This is a genomic window from Rugamonas sp. FW305-51 (assembly GCF_058786935.1).
The window spans coordinates 1-19076 of record NZ_JBYSZG010000010.1 but is presented as its reverse complement, the minus strand read 5'-3'; the positions used below and the strand labels follow the sequence as shown (position 1 = coordinate 19076).

Sequence of the window (19076 nt, the reverse complement as noted above, 5' to 3'; positions counted from 1 at the left end):
GTCTCTTCTTAGAACAGGTCAGCGTCGAGTGCCATCAGGCTGGCGGAACCGGCGCGTGCCTGGCGAATCAAGGTTGCGGTTTCTGGCATCAGGCGGGCGAAGTAGAAGCGCGCCGTGGCCAGCTTGGCTTTGTAGAAGGTGTCGCCCGACGATTCTTTTTCCAGGGCGATCTTGGCCATCTGGGCGAACAGGTAGCTGTAGATCATGTGGCCCACCACGCGCAGGTAAGGCACGCAGGCGGCGCCCACTTCGTCCGGGTTCTGGAACGCCTTCATGCCGATTTCCATGGTCAGCTTGGTGACTTTGTCGCCCAGGTCGCCCAGTGGGGTCACGAATTCGCTCATGGCTTCATCGGTACCGTTTTCTTCGACAAATGCTTTCACTTTCTCGCCGAACTTGCGCAGCTTGGCGCCGTTGTCGCCCAGGATCTTGCGGCCCAGCAGGTCCAGCGACTGGATGGTGTTGGTGCCTTCGTAGATCAGGTTGATGCGGGCGTCGCGCACATACTGCTCCATGCCCCATTCGGAGATGTAGCCGTGGCCGCCGAACACTTGCATCGCTTCCGAGGTGGCGATCCAGGCGTTGTCGGTGATGAAGGCCTTGATGACAGGGGTCAGCAGCGCCACTTCGTCGGCCGCTTCCTTGCGCACGTCTTCGTCAGGGTGGTGCAGTTCGCGGTCGATCTGCAGTGCCACGTAGGACGAGAAGGCACGGGCGCCTTCGGCGTAGGCCTTGCCGGTCAACAGCATGCGGCGCACGTCGGGGTGCACGATGATCGGGTCGGCAGGCTTGTCCAGCGCTTTCGGGCCGGTCAGCGAGCGCATCTGGATGCGGTCCTTGGCGTAGGCCAGGGCGTTCTGGTAAGCCACTTCGGTCAGGCCCAGCGACTGCATGCCCACGCCCAGGCGGGCGGCGTTCATGAACACGAACATGGCGTTCAGGCCCTTGTTGGGCTGGCCGATGATCCAGCCGCGGGCGCCGTCCAGGTTCATCTGGCAGGTCGAGTTGCCGTGGATGCCCATCTTCTCTTCGATGGCGCCGCAGGTGATCGGGTTGCGCTCGCCGACGCCGCCGTCAGCGGTGGGCAGGTATTTCGGTACCAGGAACAGGGAAATGCCTTTCGAGCCTTCCGGTGCGTCCGGCACGCGGGCCAGCACCAGGTGCAGGATGTTTTCCGACATGTCGTGCTCGCCGGCCGAGATGAAGATCTTGTTGCCGGTGATCAGCCACGAACCGTCGTCCTGTGGCAGCGCCTTCGAGCGCAGCATGCCCAGGTCGGTGCCGCAGTGCGGTTCGGTCAGGCACATGGTGCCGGTCCACTCGCCCGATACCAGTTTCGGCAGGTAGGTCTTCTTCTGCTCGTCCGTGCCGTGTTCCAGCAGGCACTCGTAGGCGCCGTGCGACAGGCCGGGGTACATGGACCAGGCCTGGTTGGACGAGTTCAGCATTTCGTAGAACGAGTTGTTGAGCACGATAGGCAGGCCCTGGCCGCCGTATTCGGTGGAGCAGGCCAGCGCCGCCCAGCCGCCTTCCACGTACTGCTTGTACGCTTCCTTGAAGCCTTTCGGGGTGGTCACGGTATGGGTCGCCGCGTCGTGGTGGCAGCCTTCACGGTCGCCGGAGTGGTTCAGCGGGAACAGCACTTCCGAGGTGAACTTGGCGCCCTCTTCCAGCACCTGGTTGATGATGTCGGCATCGACATCGCCGTAGTGCGGCATTTGCTTCAGTTCATCTTCCACTTTCAGGAATTCGTGCAGCACGAATTGCATATCCCGGATTGGCGCGACGTATTGACCCATGATTTTCTCCTGATGGCGTATAGCTAAATAAGTGTTGAGTGGCTGCGGGAACCGCGGCCCCTTACGATTTCTGCGTTGCATCCGCCTGGTGGGGCGGCTGCGGATTCTGGTAATTCTCGATCAGCCGGTTAAAGCCGATGCTGGCGCGGTCCAGGCTGCCCGGGATGCGCAGGAAACGCGCATCATGGTGCAGGGCCAGGATCAGGCCGTACATCTCGTAGACCAGCTGCTGCGGGTCGGTATCCGGCTTGAGGTCGCCGCATTCGATGGCCTGGCGTACGCAGCGCAGCAAAGCGCCCTGCCACGCGTTGACCATCGACATCAGCTCCTCCCGGATGGGACCGGGGCGGTCGTCGTATTCCACCGCGCCGCTGATATAAATGCAGCCCGATGCGACTTCCACGCTCACTCGCTTGACCCAGCGGGCAAACATCGCCTTCAGGCGCTGCAGACCGCGCTGTTCCTTCACGCTGGGGAAAAACACTTCCTGCTCGAAGCGGTGGTGATACAGCTTGAGCACTTCCAGCTGCAAGTCTTCACGCGAACCAAAATGCGCGAACACCCCCGATTTGCTCATGTTCATCCTGTCCGCGAGCAAGCCGATGGTGAGTCCTTCGAGCCCGTCCCGGCTGGCCAGGTCCAGCGCCACATCGAGAATGGCTGCGCGAGTCAGTTCACCCTTACGCATAAATTTGATTGAAGTATTAATAAGTACACCCAAGGTAGAAATTCGTCTGTGAGGAGAAAAGAACATTCTCCCCCAGTTGAATTTACTTCGTGTGAAAAGAATTGCGAACGCTCGTACTATTATCCACCGGGTGGTAAAAGTCAAACAGTACCGTTAGAGGCGAGGTTCTATTGCTGCGACGCAGCAGATTTGTGTGGAAATAGGGCCGCAGCGGGGCCGCAAGCGGCTGCGCCGGGCGGCGACGGACGTGCGCTGTCGTGCCCGCCGCGCAGGCGCTACTCTGACAGAAAATTAACTAAACGGCAATCACGCGCATGCCTGGTCGACGGCGGACGGCACGGCGTGACGGCACGGCGCAACGGCGGGCCCAGGACCAGGCTCGCCGCTGACCACGCGGTCGCGGCCGCCCTGCTTGGCCGCATACATGCGCTGGTCGGCAAGCTCGACCAGCCGCTTCCAGTCGCCCACATTGTCGGCCCGGCGCTCGGCGATGCCGATGCTGGCCGTCACCGGGCCGCCTTCGGGGCGCTCGCCGAAACCGCTGGTCCGCAACCGCTCGATGGCCGTCCGTGCCTGCTCGAGCCCCGTGCCCGGCATGATCAGCAGGAATTCCTCGCCGCCCCAGCGCGCCAGCACGTCGCCGTGGCGCATGTGCTGGCTGACCCGTTCGGTCATGGTGATCAGCGCGCTGTCCCCCGCTTCGTGGCCAAAACCGTCGTTGATGCGCTTGAAATGGTCGAGGTCGAGGAAGGCCAGGGCGAACGGCGCATTGGCGCGCTGGGCCATCGTGAAGTGCAGGTCGATGATCTCGACCCCGCTGCTGCGCGAGAAGGCATTGGTCATCGGATCGCGGATGGCCTGGCGCACCAGCGCGATCATGAACGCCAGCTGGCAAATGCCGGCCAGTGCCGCCACCCCCGTGATCAGCACCAGCAGCCAGAATGCGCCCGTGAACGCGGGCCAGTCCATGGCCGTCCAGCGCAGGTAGCCGGACACGGCCTGGCAGATCAGGATGGGGCTGGCGACCACGAAGCTTTCGGCGATGGCGAGCGGGAACACGGCCAGTCCGCCCAGCAGCACGAAAGGCAGGAAGGCGTAACCGGCGCCGATGGCGGCCGACATGCCGGTCAGCTGGTAGTGCGTGAGCAGCGTGTGCGAGGCCACGTAGAACACGGTCGGGATCGCAAACAGCAGGGCCATGGCCCGGTACGCGTTGAACAGGTCGCCGTTGGAGCGGTAGTAGACCAGCAGGCTGGCGAAGGCGGCGCTGGCCGCAAAGCGCATGAACGCCAGCTGGCCCCACAAGGGAAAGGGAAACACGATGAAGTCGATGATGCTCCACATCGGGGTCAGCACGGCGAACAGGAAGGCGAACAGGCGGACGCGGTTGACGATCAGGGTGGCGCGGCGCCGCGCCAGCAGGCTCAGATGGCGGTGCGGGGAAAACAGCCAGCCGAGCTCGCTTTGCTTCAGCTCACCTGGCATCAAGCCCGTCAACCGGTGCCAGAGCATTTCCGTAACCTGATTCATGCATGCCTTTTCGACGTCGCCGCAACAGGGACGGCGGCGCCCCCTTCATTGCCGGCAATGGCTGGCCATCGGTGGATGACCGGCGCTTGCCTTTTTTGCCACTCGGCAATCCTATTCCATGTCGATGGCGCTGTCATCCCGGCGACAGGCTTTCTTGACGCATGACAGGTAAACCGTGGACGTTTGGCCGCAGGGCCGCCAAGGTGGCGTGGCGCCGCAGGGGCGCCCTCCCCTGGCCCGGCTAATCCGGGCCGCCCAGCTCGAAAAAGGGGTACGTCCCCATTTTTGTCCCCGAAGCCGGCTTAGAGGTCGTTTAACTTAACGGCACTAGCCCCTGGCTAGTCCGGGCCGCCCAGCTTGCCCAACTGGCGCCGGTCGCGCTTGGTGGGGCGGCCCTTGATGTCGGCGCCCGGCTCGCGGAACAGGCGGTGCCGTTCGGCGGCCGTGGCCCGGGCCGCCACGCTGGCCGCCGTTTCCTCGTACAGGGTGCGGGCGATGGGGGCGGCGGCCCGCACGTCCGACAGGCCCAGCACCAGCACTTCCCAGCGGTCCGAGCCGTTATCGATAAGCAGCCGGTCGCCTACCCGCAGGGCGCGGGCCGGCTTGACGTGGTCGCCGCCGACCTTGACCCGGCCGCTGTCGACGGCGTCCGTGGCCAGCGAGCGGGTCTTGAAGAAGCGGGCCGCCCACAACCATTTATCCAGTCTGACCGTCTCGTTCAAGCGTATTTCCCCACTGCAAAAATCCGCATCAGCAGCTTGTAGCCCATGTAGGCCAGGCCATAGCCGATGCGGCGGAAGCGGCCCACGTTGGCGAACTCGTCCGCATGCACCACCACCCCGTCGGCGATGGCTTGCTCGATGTGGGCGCGCAGGCTGCGGGCGAACACGGCGTCCTTGACGACCACGTTCGCTTCCTGGTTCAAAAACAGGCTCAAGCCATCCACATTGCTCGAACCCACGGTGGCCCAGTCGTCGTCGATCACGGCCACCTTGGCGTGCAACTGGGTCTTATGATATTCCACCACTTTCACGCCGGCCGCAAGCAGCTTGGGGTAGAAGGAATGGGCCACGGCGTCCTGCAGCCAGAATTCGCCCACGCCGATCAGCAGCACCACCTCCACCCCGCGCTCGGCCGTGGCGGCCAGGGCGCGGCGGAACTTGCGGCCCGGCGCGAAATACGGATTGGCCAGCAGCACACTCTTGCGGGCCCGGCCCAGCGCCTGCAGGTAGGCGCGCTGGATGGTCACGCGGTTGCGCAGGTTGTCGCGCACGACAAAGCCGGCCTGCACCATGGTGCGCGAGGCCGCCTTGTTCAGCTTGCGCAAGTCGCGGTACAGGCCGATGCGCTTGAAGAGGCCCAGCTTGCCCTGGCGCGCCCACTGGGCTTCGGCCTCGGTCTGGATGGTGGCCACCAGCGGTCCCCGCACGGAGACGGCGAAATCCCAGCGCGGCGCGGCCAGGCCGATGCTGTGGTCGTAGTCGCAGAACAGGTCGTCGTTGATGTTGATGCCGCCCACGAAGGCAATGCCATGGTCCACCACGCAGATCTTGCGGTGGGTGCGGGTCACGCCGCGCCGGAACCAGGGGTTGAAGATGCGGTGCTCGATGCGCGCCGCCACCAGCTGCGCATGCAGGCTGTCGACCTGGTGCCGGCCCGTGCCGAACCAGTCCGTGATCATGCGCACCTGCACGCCGCGGGCGGCGGCCCGCATCAGGGCGCCGCGCACGGCCTGGCCCGTGTCGTCGTCGGCGAAGATATAGGTTTCGAAATAGATTTCGTACAGGGCCGCGTCGATGGCCGCGATCAGGGCGGGAAAATACGCGGTGCCGCAATAGAGCAGCTCGATTTCGTTATCGGCCAGAAAATTGACGGAACGCATAAGTCCGGTCAGGCCAGGGCCAGCGAGGCGACGATGGGCGCGTGGTCCGACAGCTTGGCCCACAGCGTGCCGTGCATGACCTCGGCCGCCTCCACCTGGAAGCCGCGCACGTAGATGCGGTCGAGCCGGAAGAACGGCAGCGCGGCGGGAAAGGTGCGGGCCTGGGCCACGCTGTTCTTGCCGCGCAGGACGCGGCCCAGCTCGTCGAGCGTGGAATTGGAGCCGATCTGGTCGAACACTTCCACCACGCCCAGCTCGCGCCGCAGCTCGGCGCTGAGGGAATTGCGCCAGTCGTTGAAGTCGCCGGCGATGATGACCGGCTCGCCGTTGGGCGCCGAAGCCCGCACGGCCTCGATCAGGGCTGCCGTCTGGCGCTTGCGGCCCCCCTCGAACAGGCCCAGATGCACCACATAACAGTGTACGACCGTGCGCGCCATCTGCAGTTCGCAGTGCAGGATGCCGCGCTGTTCGAAGGCATGGTCGGACACGTCGTGGTTGCGGCTGTGGACGATGGGGAAGGCGCTCAGCAGCGCATTGCCGTGGTGGCCATGGTCGTAGACGGCGTTCATGCCGTAGGCCGTGTGCTCGTGGCGTGACTCGCCGGCCAGGAATTCATGCTGGGCCGTCTCCGGCCAGTGCTGGTGGCCGTGGTGCTCGGCGCCGTACTGGGCCGCGTTGAGGTCGTGCCGGCCCTGCACTTCCTGCAGGAACACGACGTCCGCATCGAACAAGGCGATAGCCTGCTTCAGCGCATGCACCCGCGGCAAGCTGCGGATGGCGCTGACGCCTTTGTGGATGTTGTACGTGGCGACGCGGATCTTCATGGTTTTTATTTTACCCCCATCCGTGCGCTTTCCCGTACAGCAGCCTCGGGCAGCGTCGCAGCCGTTGCTTTACCGTCAGCGCAAGGCGAGCTGCCGCGGCAGCTGCAGGATCGCTTCCGCGTTGGAGGACGAGAAGCATTTGTCGGCCGCCTCCAGGTAAGGCAGCCAGATGTGGGCGAGGTGTTCGCGCGGACTGAGCACGATGGGGATGTCGCGCGGCACCTGCACGGAAAAGACGTGTTCCGTGTTTTCCGTCACGCCCGGCGCGTAGCGGTGGCGCCACACGGGGTAGATGGTGTAGATGTTGGACAGCTGCCAGTCGCGCAGCGCGATGCCGGCGCCGTCGGCCACGATGCCCGTCTCCTCGTACAGCTCGCGCGCGGCCGTCTGTAGCAGCGGTTCGTCCGGGGCGTCCAGCGAGCCGGTCACGGACTGCCAGTAGCCGGGCCGGTCGGCCCGCTCGATCAGCAGCACTTGCAGGTCGGCCGTGTGGATCACCACCAGCACGGATTCGGGAATCTTGTAGGGCTTCATGGTCCGATAAAAGAAAAGGCGCAGTCGCCCGCGCCTTTTTGATCACACACTGCGCCCGCCGCGGCGGGCGCAGGGCGCTATCAGCCGGCGACTTTCGGCTCGGCGGCGCGCAAGCGGATGTGCAGCTCTTTCAGCTGCTTCTCGTCCACTTCCGACGGTGCCTGGGTCAGCAGGCACTGGGCGCGCTGGGTTTTCGGGAAGGCGATCACGTCGCGGATCGAATCGGAACCGGTCATCATGGTCACGATGCGGTCCAAGCCAAACGCCAGGCCGCCGTGCGGTGGCGCGCCGTACTGCAGCGCGTCCAGCAGGAAGCCGAACTTCAGGCGGGCTTCGTCGGCGTCGATCTTGAGCGCGCGGAACACTTTCGACTGCACTTCCTCGCGGTGGATACGGATCGAACCGCCGCCCAGTTCCCAGCCGTTCAGCACCATGTCGTAGGCCTTGGCGATGCAGGCGCCCGGATTGGTTTCCAGCATGTCCTCGTGGCCGTCTTTTGGCGCCGTGAACGGGTGGTGGGTCGCGGTCCAGCGGTCCGACTCTTCGTCGTATTCGAACATGGGGAAGTCCACCACCCACAGCGGCGACCAGACGTCGTCGAACAGGCCGGCCTTCTTGCCAAATTCGCTGTGGCCGATCTTCACGCGCAGCGCGCCGATGGCGTCGTTGACCACCTTGGCCTTGTCGGCGCCGAAGAAGATCAGGTCGCCGTCCTGCGCGCCCGTCAGTTCCAGCACCTGGGCCAGGGCCGCGTCGTGCAGGTTCTTGACGATAGGCGATTGCAGGCCGTCGCGGCCCTTGGCCTTCTCGTTGACCTTGATGTAGGCCAGGCCCTTGGCGCCGTAGATGGCCACGAACTGGGTGTAGGCGTCGATTTCCGAACGGGGCATGTCGCCGCCCTTCGGTACGCGCAGGCCGACCACACGGCCGTTAGGCATGTTGGCGGCGCCCGAGAAGACCTTGAAGTCCACGTCCTTCATCACGTCCGTCAGGTCGGTGAATTCCAGCTTGACGCGCATGTCCGGCTTGTCCGAACCGTACTTGCCCATGGCGGTGGCGTAGTCCATCACCGGGAACGGGTTAGGCAGGTCGATCGCCAGCGTGTTCTTGAACACCTTGCGGATCATGTCTTCGAACAGGTCACGGATTTCCTGCTCGTTCAGGAACGACGTTTCGCAGTCGATCTGGGTGAATTCGGGCTGGCGGTCGGCGCGCAGGTCTTCGTCGCGGAAGCACTTGGTGATCTGGTAGTAGCGGTCGAAGTTGGCCACCATCAGCAGCTGCTTGAACAGCTGCGGCGATTGCGGCAGCGCGAAGAAGTTGCCGGCGTTGACGCGCGACGGCACCAGGTAGTCGCGCGCGCCTTCCGGGGTCGACTTGGTCAGCATCGGGGTTTCGATGTCGATGAAGCCCAGTTCGTCCAGGTACTTGCGCACTTCCATCGTCACCTTGTAGCGCAGGCGCAGGTTGTTCTGCATCTGCGGACGGCGCAGGTCCAGCACGCGGTGGGTCAAACGCGTGGTTTCGGACAGGTTGTCGTCGTCCAGCTGGAACGGCACCGGCACCGAGGCGTTCAGCACTTCCAGTTCGGAGCACACCACTTCCACCTTGCCCGACTTCAGGTTGGCGTTGATGGTGCCTTCGGTACGGGCCGTGACCACGCCCGTGACGCGCAGGCAGAACTCGTTGCGCACTGCCTCGGCTACCTTGAACATCTCGGCCTGCTCAGGATTGCAGACGATCTGCACCAGGCCTTCGCGGTCGCGCAGGTCGATGAAAATGAGGCTGCCATGGTCGCGGCGACGATGTACCCAGCCGCACAGGCTGACGGTTTGGCCAAGCAGGGCTTCAGTGGTGAGGCCGCAGTAGTGAGTACGCATTGAGGACATGTTATTTCTCAGTTCAGGTTAAATTGCTCAGTTTTTATACAATCGGCTGCTGCCCGCCAGCGCGGCAGCGCGCCCTTCTTCTTATGCCTTGCCGGCCGTCTCGGCGCCGGGCACATGGTCCGGCGCCACCACGCCCATCGAGACGATGTACTTCAATGCCGCGTCGACCGTCATGTCGAGTTCGACCACGTTTTCCTTCGCCATCATCAGGAAGAAACCCGAGGTGGGGTTGGGCGTGGTCGGCACGTACACGCTCACGTAGTCGCCCACCAGGTGGTTCTTCACGTCGCCGCCCGGCGTGCCCGTCAGGAAGGCGATGGTCCACGAATCGCGGTGCGGATACGGCACCAGCACGGCCTTGCGGAAGGCGTTGCCGGAGGACGAGAACAGCGTGTCCGACACCTGCTTCACGCTCGAGTACAGCGAGTTGACGATGGGGATGCGCTGCAGCAGGCGCTCCCACAGCTTGACCACGTAATTGCCCACCAGGTTGTTGGTGAGCAGGCCGGTCAGGAACACGATCAGCACCGTCAGCATCGTCCCCAGGCCGGGGATGTCGAAGCCGAACAGGGTGCGCGGCTGCCACCGCAAGGGCACGAACAGCAGCGACTGGTCCATGGTGCTGATCACCAGGTTCAGCACCCAGGCCGTAATGGCCAGCGGCACCAGGATCAGCAGGCCGGTAATGAAATATTTACGCATCGTGCTCTCTAGAGTGAATAAGGGTGCCGCCAGGCGGCACTGCCGATCAATCCGCTTTGGTGGTCGACGCCGGGGCGGCCGGGGCGGCAGCCGGGGTGGTCCCCGCGGCGTCCGGCTTGGGCGCGGCCGGGCCGCTCGATACGCCCGTGGCCGGCGGCGTGCCGCCACGGAAATCGGTCGCATACCAGCCAGTCCCCTTGAGCTGGAAACCAGCGGCGGTCAGTTGTTTCTTAAACGACGACTTGCCGCAAGTGGGGCAAACCGTCAGCTGCGGGTCGGAAATCTTTTGCAAGACATCCTTGGCAAAACCACATTCCTCGCAGCGGTAAGCGTAGATCGGCATCTATTACTCCGCAAAAATCATCAAAAACCCTGAATTATAAAGCTTTTTTTGTCCGCTTCACCGGTTTCAACGGCGCCGCCACTGCAGCCACCGTTCCTTGCCCTGGAACACGGGGATGGAATCGGTCACGGCCAGGTCCGCCTCGCAGTCGAAATACGGCGCCAGCAAGGCGTCCAGCTGGGCGCGGGCGACGCCGAACGGGGGGCCCTTGGGGGCGTCGTCGAAGAAAAAGAAGCCGGCCAGCAGGCCGCCCGGCGGCAACAGCGCCGCCCAGCGGGCCGCCACGTCCGGCCAGCGGGCGCGGGGCATGGCGCACAAAAACGCCCGTTCGTAGATCAGTTGCAGGGGCCGGGCCGGCTGCCAGGTGAAGAAATCGGCCTCCACCACCCGGTCCGCGTACGGGCCCACGGCCGCCTTGCCGGCCGCCACCGCGGCGGGGGAAAAGTCGATGGCCGTCGCATCCCAGCCGGACTCGGCCAGGAAAGCCAGTTCGTAGGCGCTGCCGCAGCCGGGGATCAGCGTGACCAGCGGCGCCGGCGCCCCCGCCACAAAGTCGCGCAACGCTTGCGGCACCCCGCCCCGGTCCCAGGGCGTGAATTGCTTGTCGAATCGCTCATCCCAGAAGGCCGGCGATTGCGGATCACGTTCATTAAATTCCTGCATAGTACGGTTACCGTTCTATAAATTTAATGCATGTTATGCAAGCGCAGATAGAGCTGGAAACCGGCCACGCCCAGCCCGAAAGCGCCCGCGAAATAGACCACGAAACTGAGCAGGCGGTTGGTGCGCTGCTGCTCGGCGATCAGCACGCGGATCAGCTCCGTGTCGTTGGCGGGCGGCTCGCCGGCCTGCTCGAGCGCCCGGTGCAGCAGGCGCGGCAGTTGCGGCAGCACGTGGGTGTAGCGCGGCGCTTCCGCCTTCAGGCGCTCCAGCATGCCTTGCCAGCCCACCTGGGCCGCCATCCATTTTTCCAGGTAGGGCTTGGCCGTCTTCCACAGGTCCAGGTCCGGGTCCAGCTGGCGGCCCAGTCCTTCGATGTTGAGCAGCGTCTTTTGCAGCAGCACCAGCTGGGGCTGCACTTCCACGTTGAAGCGGCGCGACGTCTGGAACAGGCGCAGCAGGATCTGGCCGAACGAGATGTCCTTCAGCGGGCGGTCGAAGATGGGCTCGCAGCAGGCGCGCACGGCCGACTCCAGCTCGTCCACACGGGTGTCGCGCGGGGCCCAGCCGGACTCGATGTGGGCTTCGGCCACGCGCTTGTAGTCGCGCCGGAAGAAGGCCAGGAAGTTCTGCGACAGGTAATCCTTGTCGAAATCGTTGAGCGTGCCCACGATGCCGAAGTCGAGCGCGATGTAGCGTCCGAAGCTGGCCGGGTCGATCGACACGAGGATGTTGCCGGGGTGCATGTCCGCGTGGAAGAAACCGTCGCGGAACACCTGGGTGAAGAAGATTTCCACGCCGTCGCTCGACAGCTTCTTGAGGTCCACGCCGGCCGCTTCCAGGCGGTCGATCTGGGACACGGGAATGCCGTGCATGCGCTCCATCACGATCACGCTCGAGGAGCAGTAATCCCAGTACATTTCCGGCACCAGCAGCAGGTTGGAGTTGGCGAAGTTGCGGCGCAGCTGGCTGGCGTTGGCCGCCTCGCGCATCAGGTCCAGCTCGTCGTGCAGGTATTTGTCGAACTCGGCCACCACCTCTTTCGGTTTCAGGCGCTTGCCGTCGTTCCAGATGCGCTCGATCCAGTCGGCGGCGATGTGCATCAGGGCGACGTCCTCGTCGATGGACTTCTTCATGCCGGGGCGCAGCACCTTGACGGCCACTTCCTTGCCATCCTTGAGCGTGGCGAAGTGCACCTGGGCGATGGAGGCGGACGCCACCGGCGTGCGCTCGAAGGTGGAAAACAGCTGGTCCGGGTGGTCGCCCAGCGACTTGCGGATCTGGGCGATGGCCAGTTCGGAATCGAACGGCGGCACCCGGTCCTGCAGCTTGGACAACTCTTCCACCAGGTCGAGCGGGATCAGGTCGCGCCGGGTCGACAGCACCTGGCCGAACTTGACGAAGATGGGCCCCAGCTCTTCCAGCGCCATGCGCATGCGCTCGCCGCGGGGGGCGGAAATGTCACGCCAGAAGATGACGGTGTCGATCAGCTTGGCCGTGCGTGGCACTTTCAGGCCGGCGATGGCGATTTCATCGAGGCCATACTTGACCGACACCCGCAGGATTTTCAGCAGGCGTAAAAATTTCAATATCATCAAAGATCCAGTGCTTGTTGCTTGGCGGACCGGGCGGCCAGCAGTTGTTCCAGCTTGGCGATGCGCTTGGCGGCGCGCTCCACGTCATCGCGCAGGCGGACCACGTCGGACGAGAACTCCGCCACCACGGGCGGGCGCAGCAGCACGGGACGCTCCTCGGCGAGGAATTCCGCCACATTCTCGGCCAGCTTGCGGTGGCCATTCTGCACGGCCGCGAACGCGGCGCGGGCGCCGGCCACCATGCGCACGGCCGCTACCGGGCCCACCACCTTTTCCAGGTCGTGCTCGGCTTCCCAGCGCAGCGACTTGCTCAGGCCCGACAGGCAGTTGGCGAACTCCGCATCGCCCTCGATGCGCACGTAGGAGAAGGCCCGCTCGCGGTTCTGCGCGATCAGGGGCAAGTCCGCCAGCTTGACGTGGATGGTGACGCTGGCGGGCGCGTCGGCGGCGGCCACCTCCAGCAAGCCATCGGCCATCACGCGCAGGCGCAGCGCCACGGAGGCGGCATCGACGCAGGCGACCTTACCGGCATGCAAAGCCAGTTCGCGCCGCGCCCAGGGTTCCTGGGCCAGCAGATGGTTGAGGGTGGCAGCGAGGGGCGCCAGCAGCGCCGCTGCGGGGGAAACGGGAGAGGAAGTGGAAGAAGTCACGGTGGTGTCGATAGGTAGCCGCAGAAAAGCAAAAACCGCCCGAAAAGTCGGGCGGTCTTGATCTTACCAGTTTGCAGGAAAACTGCCGCGGCCCAACCCGCGAAAACCGCCGAAAACCTGCGCGAAAAAATGGGGACGTACCCCATTTCTGAAAAAAATGGGGACGTACCCCATTTCTGATTTCTGGCCGTTCTGTCTAAATTAATGGGGTACGTCCCCATTAATTAAACAAAACCGTGTTACGTCCCCGGTTTATTTGCCTGGATCAGGCCAGCTGCTGGATGCCGGCCAGCATCCAGCCGGTGCTGCCGTTGACGGGCTTGGCCAGGTTCCACACTTCGTGGAACGGCTCGGCCGCGGCACCCGGCGCGGAACGGATCATACCGGCGAACTTGACGCTGGCCAGGTAGTCGCTGTCGGACGTTTCGATGCCCAGCAATTCGGCGTCGATGCTGACCACGTCCGTGAAGTCGGCTTGCGCACCGCGTTCCGTGATTTGCATCTTCAACTCGGCAAACACTTCCGGCGTGGTGAATTCGCGGATGTCGGCCACGTCGCCCTTGTCCCAGGCCGCTTGCAGGCGGATGAAATTGCCTTTGGCCACGCGCAGGAAGGTGGCCGTGTCGAAATCGGCCGGCACGCCCCATGGCGTGTGCGGCGCGGCTACGGCGGCGACGCTACCGGCAGGCTGGGCATCAAACTGGGCCGGCTGCAGGCGCGCACCGATTTCCGGCGTGACGTTGGCCGCCTGGCCACCGGCGTGGCCGGCAAAATTGCCGCTGTAGACGTTGGCCGGCACCGGCTTGGCGCCACCCAGCCCGCGCAGCATGCGGATGATGAAGAAGGCCAGGCCGCCCAGCAGCAGCACCATCAGCAGCGAGCCGAACATGCCGCCGCCCAGGCCGAAGTGCGACATCAGCGCGCCCATGCCCAGACCCAGCAGGGCGCCGCCCAGGATGCCCTTCCACGGACTGGCCGGTTTGGGCGGCAATGCGCCCGCCGGCGCCACGGGCGCAGGGGCCGGCGCGGCGGCCTGGCGCGGCGCCGTGGGGGCCGGCGCGGGCGCCATGCGGCTCACGTTCTGCGACTGGCGGCCGAACGTGCGGCTGCCGCCCATGGGGCGGGCCGTCGCTTCGGCCATCAGCGACAGGGCGGACACGGCCAGCATGGCGCCGACCAGGATCTTCTTCATGTTCATGGTGTGTTGTGTTTCCTACAGTTTGATACCAGTGTGTAAAGCGGCCACACCTGCCGTCAGGTTGTAATACGTGACCCGCTCCAGGCCCGCCTCCTCCATCATCTTCTTCAGCGTTTCCTGGTCCGGGTGCATGCGGATCGATTCGGCCAGGTAGCGGTAGCTTTCCGCATCGCCGGCGATCTTCTGGCCCATCCATGGCAGCACGTGGAAGGAATACAGGTCGTACGGTTTCTGCAGCGGCGCCGCCACCTTGGAAAATTCCAGCACCAGCAGCTTGCCGCCCGGCTTGAGTACGCGCCGCATTTCCGCCAGCGCCAGGTCCTTGTGGGTCATGTTGCGCAGGCCGAAGGCGACGCTGACGCGGTCGAAATAATTGTCCGGGAACGGCAGCTTTTCCGCGTCGCACAACAAGGTGGGGGTCAGCAGGCCGCGATTCAAGAGGCGGTCGCGCCCCACGCGCAGCATCGATTCGTTAATGTCGGTCAGCCATACCTCGCCCGACGGGCCCGCCTGCTTGGCGAACACCTTGGCCAGGTCGCCCGTGCCGCCGGCGATGTCGAGCACCTTGAAACCGGGGCGCACGCCCGCGTTGGCGATGGTAAATGTCTTCCACAGACGGTGGAGGCCGGCCGACATGACGTCGTTCATCACATCGTATTTGGCGGCGACGGAGTGGAAAACCTTGGCAACTTCGTGCACTTTTTCGTCTTCGGAGACGGTCTTGTAACCGAAATGGGTGGTATTGGTCATGGTGGGCAGCCTGTTAGTTTGCCAGCATTATACAAGCGCAAGGGCCAAGCGCAGCGTGGGCGGCGTCAGGTCGGCCCCATTGCGGCTGTTACAGCAATCGCCGGGGCCGGTGCTCAGTGTTCGATGCCCAGTTCGCGCGCCAGCATGTGGCGCGAGGCAAAGTCGTACAGGGCCACCCGGTTGTTCACGCCCAGTTTGGCGTAGATGGCAGTCAGGTGATTGCGCAGCGTGCGCTCGCCGATGGCCAGGCGCTGGGCGATATCGGCCGTGCTGGCGCGTGGATCACGGACCAGTTCGGCCACCGCGAGGCGTTCCTTGCGTGTCAAACGAGTCAGCTTCTCATGGGCCGGGTCCTCGTTCGCCTTGCTGCGGGCGATGGTCGCCAGGATGCGCACCGTGGCCAGGCGGTCGAGCCAGAACTCGCCGCCCTTCACTTTTTCGATTGCCTTGACCAGCATGTCGACCGGTTCGCTCTTGCAGACCAGGCCATTGGCGCCGGCCAGCACCGCATCGTCGGCCAGGGTCGACTCGCGTGCGCTGGTGATGGCCAGCACCTTGCCGTGGAAGCCAGGCAGCAGCTCGCCGATCAGCGCCAGCGGGTTGGCGCCGTCCAGGTCGTACAGCACGACGTCGGCGCCATGGCTGCGCAAGTGCTGGCGCGCCTCGGCCACCGTGGCCACGCTGCCGGCCAGTTCCAGCGCCGGCCGGCGTGCATCGATCAGCTGGCCCAGGCCCCAGGCCGTGATCGGCAAGTCGCAAATCAGCAACACCCGGATGCCCTTGACGTGGCCGCTATGGGCAACTGCCATGTGCCCTCCCCCAGCCGCCGCTGCGCACTGTGCCGTAAGACTGCCACGGGTTCCCGATCATCGCCGCCTCCCATGATGTTTGTCACACTTTTATCACAGGAAATTTCAAATAGCTACCAAAAAAAAGAGCAGTTTCTCCCATGCGTAACTTGCAGCTTGAGCGTCAAATACGTGAGACGGAGAAACGAAAATTTCTTTGCAGCACTTCACCGAATAACCCCACAGTGAGAGCAAGAAGATCATGGCCACTACCCGTACCGTCTTTATCGATTCCGCCCTGTCCGATGCCGCGACACTTGCCGCGCAATACGATACGAATGTCTTCAACGTCGTCCTGCTCGACGCCGCCCTGCCCGGCCCGCAGCAGATCCAGGACTGGATGAGTTCTCACGGCGCCGTGGCCGCCGACATCAACGTGGTGTCGGCCAGCGCCAGCCTGAACGGGCTGTTCACGCCGCGCGTAGTCTTCGTCGACCCCGGCGTGGACGGCTACCAGGGCATCATCGCGGCCACGCCGGCCAACACCACCGTCGTCGTGCTGGACGCGGCCAGGGACGGCGTGCAGCAGATCCACGACTTCCTGGCCCACAATACGGGGCTGGTGGCGGCCATCGACATCGTCACCAACCTGGCCAGCGTGGATGTGGTGTCGCACGGCAGCCCGGGCGAGATCCACATCGGCTCGACCGTGCTGAACGCCAGCACCATGGCCGCCTACGGCAGCGAGCTGGCCGACATCGGCAGCCACCTGACGGCCGGCGCCGACATCCTGCTGTACGGCTGCGACGTGGCGGCCGGCACCACGGGCCAGCAATTCATCGCCAGCCTGGCCGCCGCCACCGGCGCCGACGTGGCCGCCTCGACCGACCTGACGGGCGCCAGCGCGGCCGGCGGCGACTGGGTGCTGGAAGCGAGCACGGGCAGCATCGAAACGGCGACGCTGGCCGACACCAACTATGACGGGCTGCTGGCAATTAACTTCAACAATGCGCCTACGCTTACCACCGTTGCCGCCGACAACAAGATCAATTCAACCGAAAGCACGGCTGGATTCGTCGTCAGTGGCGAATGGGCATATGGCGGCTCCGGGACCGTCCCCAGCACGCAGACGATGACAGTTAAATTCAGTGATGGAAGCAACACCTCGACCTATACCGGCACGGCTGCCCTGACCGATGTTCCAGCCAGCGGCAAGGTGACATGGACCATGACGGTTCCCAGCCTCCCTGGCGCGGCGACTTTGGCCCAGGGTAACCTCACGGTCACCGCGTATCAGGTTGCAAACAAAGCCTCGGCCGGTGTGACTGTCCTCAATGACAGTTCCGCCGACGTCTCGCCCTTCGCGACCCTGGCCGTGGCCGACAACCTGGTCAACAGCACCGAGAAATCCGCCCTGGCCTATACCGTCGCCGGCATGGATAGCGATGCCAGCGCCGTGGTCACCGTAACGGATGGCGTCCACAGCGCCACCCATACCTACGCCGTGAACGGTGCCTTCAGCTTCGACCTGAGCACGTTCAGCGACGGTATGGTGAGTTCATCGATGGTGATCACCGATGCGGCTGGCAATACCAAGTCGGTGAACGGCAACAGCACCACGCTGGACGCAACGGCCCCCACCGCAACCGCAGCAACAGCAGGCGGCAATGAAGACACCATCATCGGCATCACGCTCGCCGGCAGCGATGGGACCGGAAGCGGCGTCACGCAATACAAACTGACAGGGACGGGGCCACAACATGGCACGCTCTACAGCGATGCCGCGGCCACCACGCCGGCCGCGTTCAATGCGCTCAGCGCGGCTACCCAATATTGGTACAAGCCTAACGCGAACTATAACGGCAGCGACAGCGTCAGCTTCAGCGTCGTCGATGCCGCCGGCAATACCAGCGCTGCCGCCGCAACGATCGCCTTGACGATAGCGCCCGTCAACGATGCCGCCGTGGTCAGCGGCACGGTTGCCGGTTCCGTCGTCGAGGCAGGTGGCGTAGCCAACGCCAACGCCGGCACGCCAACGGCCACCGGCACCCTGACCGATACCGACATCGACAATCCCGCCAATACCTTCCAAGCCGTATCGGGAGCGAGCACCACCTATGGCAGCTATGCAATGACGGCCGCCGGCGTTTGGATCTACACGCTCGACAACAGCAACGTGATGGTACAGGCGTTGAATGCTGGCGGCAGCTTGAATGACAGCTTCATCGCCACTACTGCCGACGGCACCACACAAGTGGTTAGCGTCACCATCCACGGCACCAACGACGCGGCCGTCATCACGGGCACCAGTACGGCCGCGATGGACGAAACGAACGTCGTTCTCAACGCCAGCGGCAAGCTTGATGCCACCGACGTGGACAGCGCCGCCAACTTCGTTGCTCAAAGCAACGTCGCTGGCGACAATGGCTACGGCAAGTTCGGCATCGACGCCACCGGCGCCTGGACTTACGCTACCGATACCGCCCATAACGAATTTGCGGCCGGCACCGACTACACTGACAGCTTCACCGTGGCAACCGCCGACGGCACCACCCAGGTGGTTAGCGTCACCATCCACGGCACCAACGACGCGGCCGTCATCACGGGCACCAGCACCGCCGCGATGGACGAAACGAACGTCGTTCTCAACGCCAGCGGCAAGTTGAACGCCACCGACGTGGACAGCGCAGCCGACTTCGTCGCTCAAAGCAACGTCGCTGGCGACCATGGCTACGGCAAGTTTGGCATCGACGCCACCGGCGCCTGGACCTACGCCACCGACACCGCCCACAACGAATTTGCGGCCGGCACCGACTACACCGACAGCTTCACCGTGACGACCGCCGACGGCACCAGCCAAACGGTTAGCGTCACCATCCATGGCACCAACGATGCCGCTGTCATCACGGGCAGCAGCACCGCCGCGATGGACGAAACCGATGCCATCCTCAACGCCAGCGGCAAGTTGAACGCCACCGACGTGGACAGCCCGGCCGACTTCGTCGCTCAGAGTAACGTCGCTGGCGATAACGGCTACGGCAAGTTCGGCATTGACGCCACCGGCGCCTGGACCTACGCCACCAACACCGCCCACAACGAATTTGCGGCAGGCACCGACTACACCGACAGCATCACCGTGGCAACCGCCGACGGCACCACCCAGGTGATTAGCGTCACGATTCACGGCACCAACGACGCGGCCGTCATCACGGGCACCAGTACCGCCGCGATGGACGAAACGAAC

At 64.3% G+C, this 19076-nt stretch carries 17 protein-coding genes; 1 reads left to right on the top strand and 16 read right to left on the bottom strand.

Annotated elements, in window-relative coordinates; translation table 11 throughout:
- Positions 1 to 8 precede the first annotated feature (8 nt).
- The 16 genes from AC3WOS_RS09405 to AC3WOS_RS09330 form a co-directional block, all read right to left on the bottom strand.
- Positions 9 to 1799, bottom strand: a complete 1791-nt coding sequence (locus AC3WOS_RS09405; RefSeq protein ID WP_492715655.1) for an acyl-CoA dehydrogenase C-terminal domain-containing protein — start codon at positions 1797 to 1799, stop codon at positions 9 to 11.
- A gap of 61 nt (positions 1800 to 1860) precedes the next feature.
- Positions 1861 to 2487 (bottom strand): TetR/AcrR family transcriptional regulator, encoded by a 627-nt coding sequence (locus AC3WOS_RS09400; protein ID WP_492715654.1) that lies wholly within the window; start codon positions 2485 to 2487, stop codon positions 1861 to 1863.
- A 306-nt stretch (positions 2488 to 2793) separates the two neighbouring features.
- Complete coding sequence (locus tag AC3WOS_RS09395) at positions 2794 to 4017, bottom strand: GGDEF domain-containing protein (RefSeq protein WP_492715653.1); 1224 nt, start codon at positions 4015 to 4017, stop codon at positions 2794 to 2796.
- 338 nt (positions 4018 to 4355) lie between these two features.
- On the bottom strand, positions 4356 to 4739 hold the full coding sequence (locus AC3WOS_RS09390) for an RNA-binding S4 domain-containing protein (RefSeq protein WP_492715652.1): 384 nt from the start codon (positions 4737 to 4739) through the stop codon (positions 4356 to 4358).
- The gene (locus AC3WOS_RS09385; protein ID WP_492715651.1) at positions 4736 to 5899 is read right to left on the bottom strand and encodes a phospholipase D-like domain-containing protein; all 1164 of its coding nucleotides are present in this window, start codon (positions 5897 to 5899) and stop codon (positions 4736 to 4738) included. The genes AC3WOS_RS09390 and AC3WOS_RS09385 overlap by 4 nt, the downstream gene beginning before the upstream one ends.
- An 8-nt stretch (positions 5900 to 5907) precedes the next feature.
- Positions 5908 to 6723: an endonuclease/exonuclease/phosphatase family protein gene (locus tag AC3WOS_RS09380; protein ID WP_492715650.1), complete on the bottom strand. Its 816-nt coding sequence runs from the start codon at positions 6721 to 6723 to the stop codon at positions 5908 to 5910.
- Between the two features lie 75 nt (positions 6724 to 6798).
- Entirely contained in the window at positions 6799 to 7257 is a 459-nt protein-coding gene (gene nudB, locus AC3WOS_RS09375) for a dihydroneopterin triphosphate diphosphatase (protein ID WP_492715649.1), read from the bottom strand.
- Positions 7258 to 7337: 80 nt separating this feature from the next.
- Positions 7338 to 9137 carry an aspartate--tRNA ligase gene (gene aspS / locus AC3WOS_RS09370; RefSeq protein ID WP_492715772.1) on the bottom strand — a complete coding sequence of 600 codons (1800 nt, stop codon included), beginning with the start codon at positions 9135 to 9137 and terminating at the stop codon, positions 7338 to 7340.
- 90 nt (positions 9138 to 9227) lie between these two features.
- Complete coding sequence (locus AC3WOS_RS09365; RefSeq protein ID WP_492715648.1) at positions 9228 to 9848, bottom strand: DUF502 domain-containing protein; 621 nt, start codon at positions 9846 to 9848, stop codon at positions 9228 to 9230.
- A gap of 46 nt (positions 9849 to 9894) precedes the next feature.
- The gene (locus tag AC3WOS_RS09360; protein ID WP_492715647.1) at positions 9895 to 10191 is read right to left on the bottom strand and encodes an FmdB family zinc ribbon protein; all 297 of its coding nucleotides are present in this window, start codon (positions 10189 to 10191) and stop codon (positions 9895 to 9897) included.
- A gap of 66 nt (positions 10192 to 10257) precedes the next feature.
- A complete protein-coding gene (locus AC3WOS_RS09355) occupies positions 10258 to 10854 on the bottom strand; it encodes a methyltransferase domain-containing protein (RefSeq protein WP_492715646.1) in 597 nt (198 codons plus the stop codon).
- A gap of 23 nt (positions 10855 to 10877) precedes the next feature.
- Entirely contained in the window at positions 10878 to 12446 is a 1569-nt protein-coding gene (ubiB, locus tag AC3WOS_RS09350) for a ubiquinone biosynthesis regulatory protein kinase UbiB (RefSeq protein WP_492715645.1), read from the bottom strand.
- Positions 12446 to 13096 (bottom strand): ubiquinone biosynthesis accessory factor UbiJ, encoded by a 651-nt coding sequence (locus tag AC3WOS_RS09345; protein ID WP_492715644.1) that lies wholly within the window; start codon positions 13094 to 13096, stop codon positions 12446 to 12448. Before AC3WOS_RS09345 ends, ubiB begins: the two co-directional genes overlap by 1 nt.
- Before the next feature lie 265 nt (positions 13097 to 13361).
- Positions 13362 to 14294, bottom strand: coding sequence for a Tim44 domain-containing protein (locus AC3WOS_RS09340; RefSeq protein ID WP_492715643.1), 933 nt, complete (start codon positions 14292 to 14294; stop codon positions 13362 to 13364).
- Positions 14295 to 14309: 15 nt separating this feature from the next.
- Positions 14310 to 15044, bottom strand: coding sequence for a bifunctional demethylmenaquinone methyltransferase/2-methoxy-6-polyprenyl-1,4-benzoquinol methylase UbiE (gene ubiE, locus AC3WOS_RS09335; RefSeq protein ID WP_492715642.1), 735 nt, complete (start codon positions 15042 to 15044; stop codon positions 14310 to 14312).
- Positions 15045 to 15157: 113 nt separating this feature from the next.
- Positions 15158 to 15853: a response regulator transcription factor gene (locus tag AC3WOS_RS09330; RefSeq protein WP_492715641.1), complete on the bottom strand. Its 696-nt coding sequence runs from the start codon at positions 15851 to 15853 to the stop codon at positions 15158 to 15160.
- Positions 15854 to 16094: 241 nt separating this feature from the next.
- On the opposite strand from AC3WOS_RS09330, the gene AC3WOS_RS09325 reads away from it, so the two are divergent.
- A partial coding sequence (locus tag AC3WOS_RS09325; protein WP_492715640.1) for a VCBS domain-containing protein occupies positions 16095 to 19076 on the top strand: 2982 nt, incomplete at its 3' end.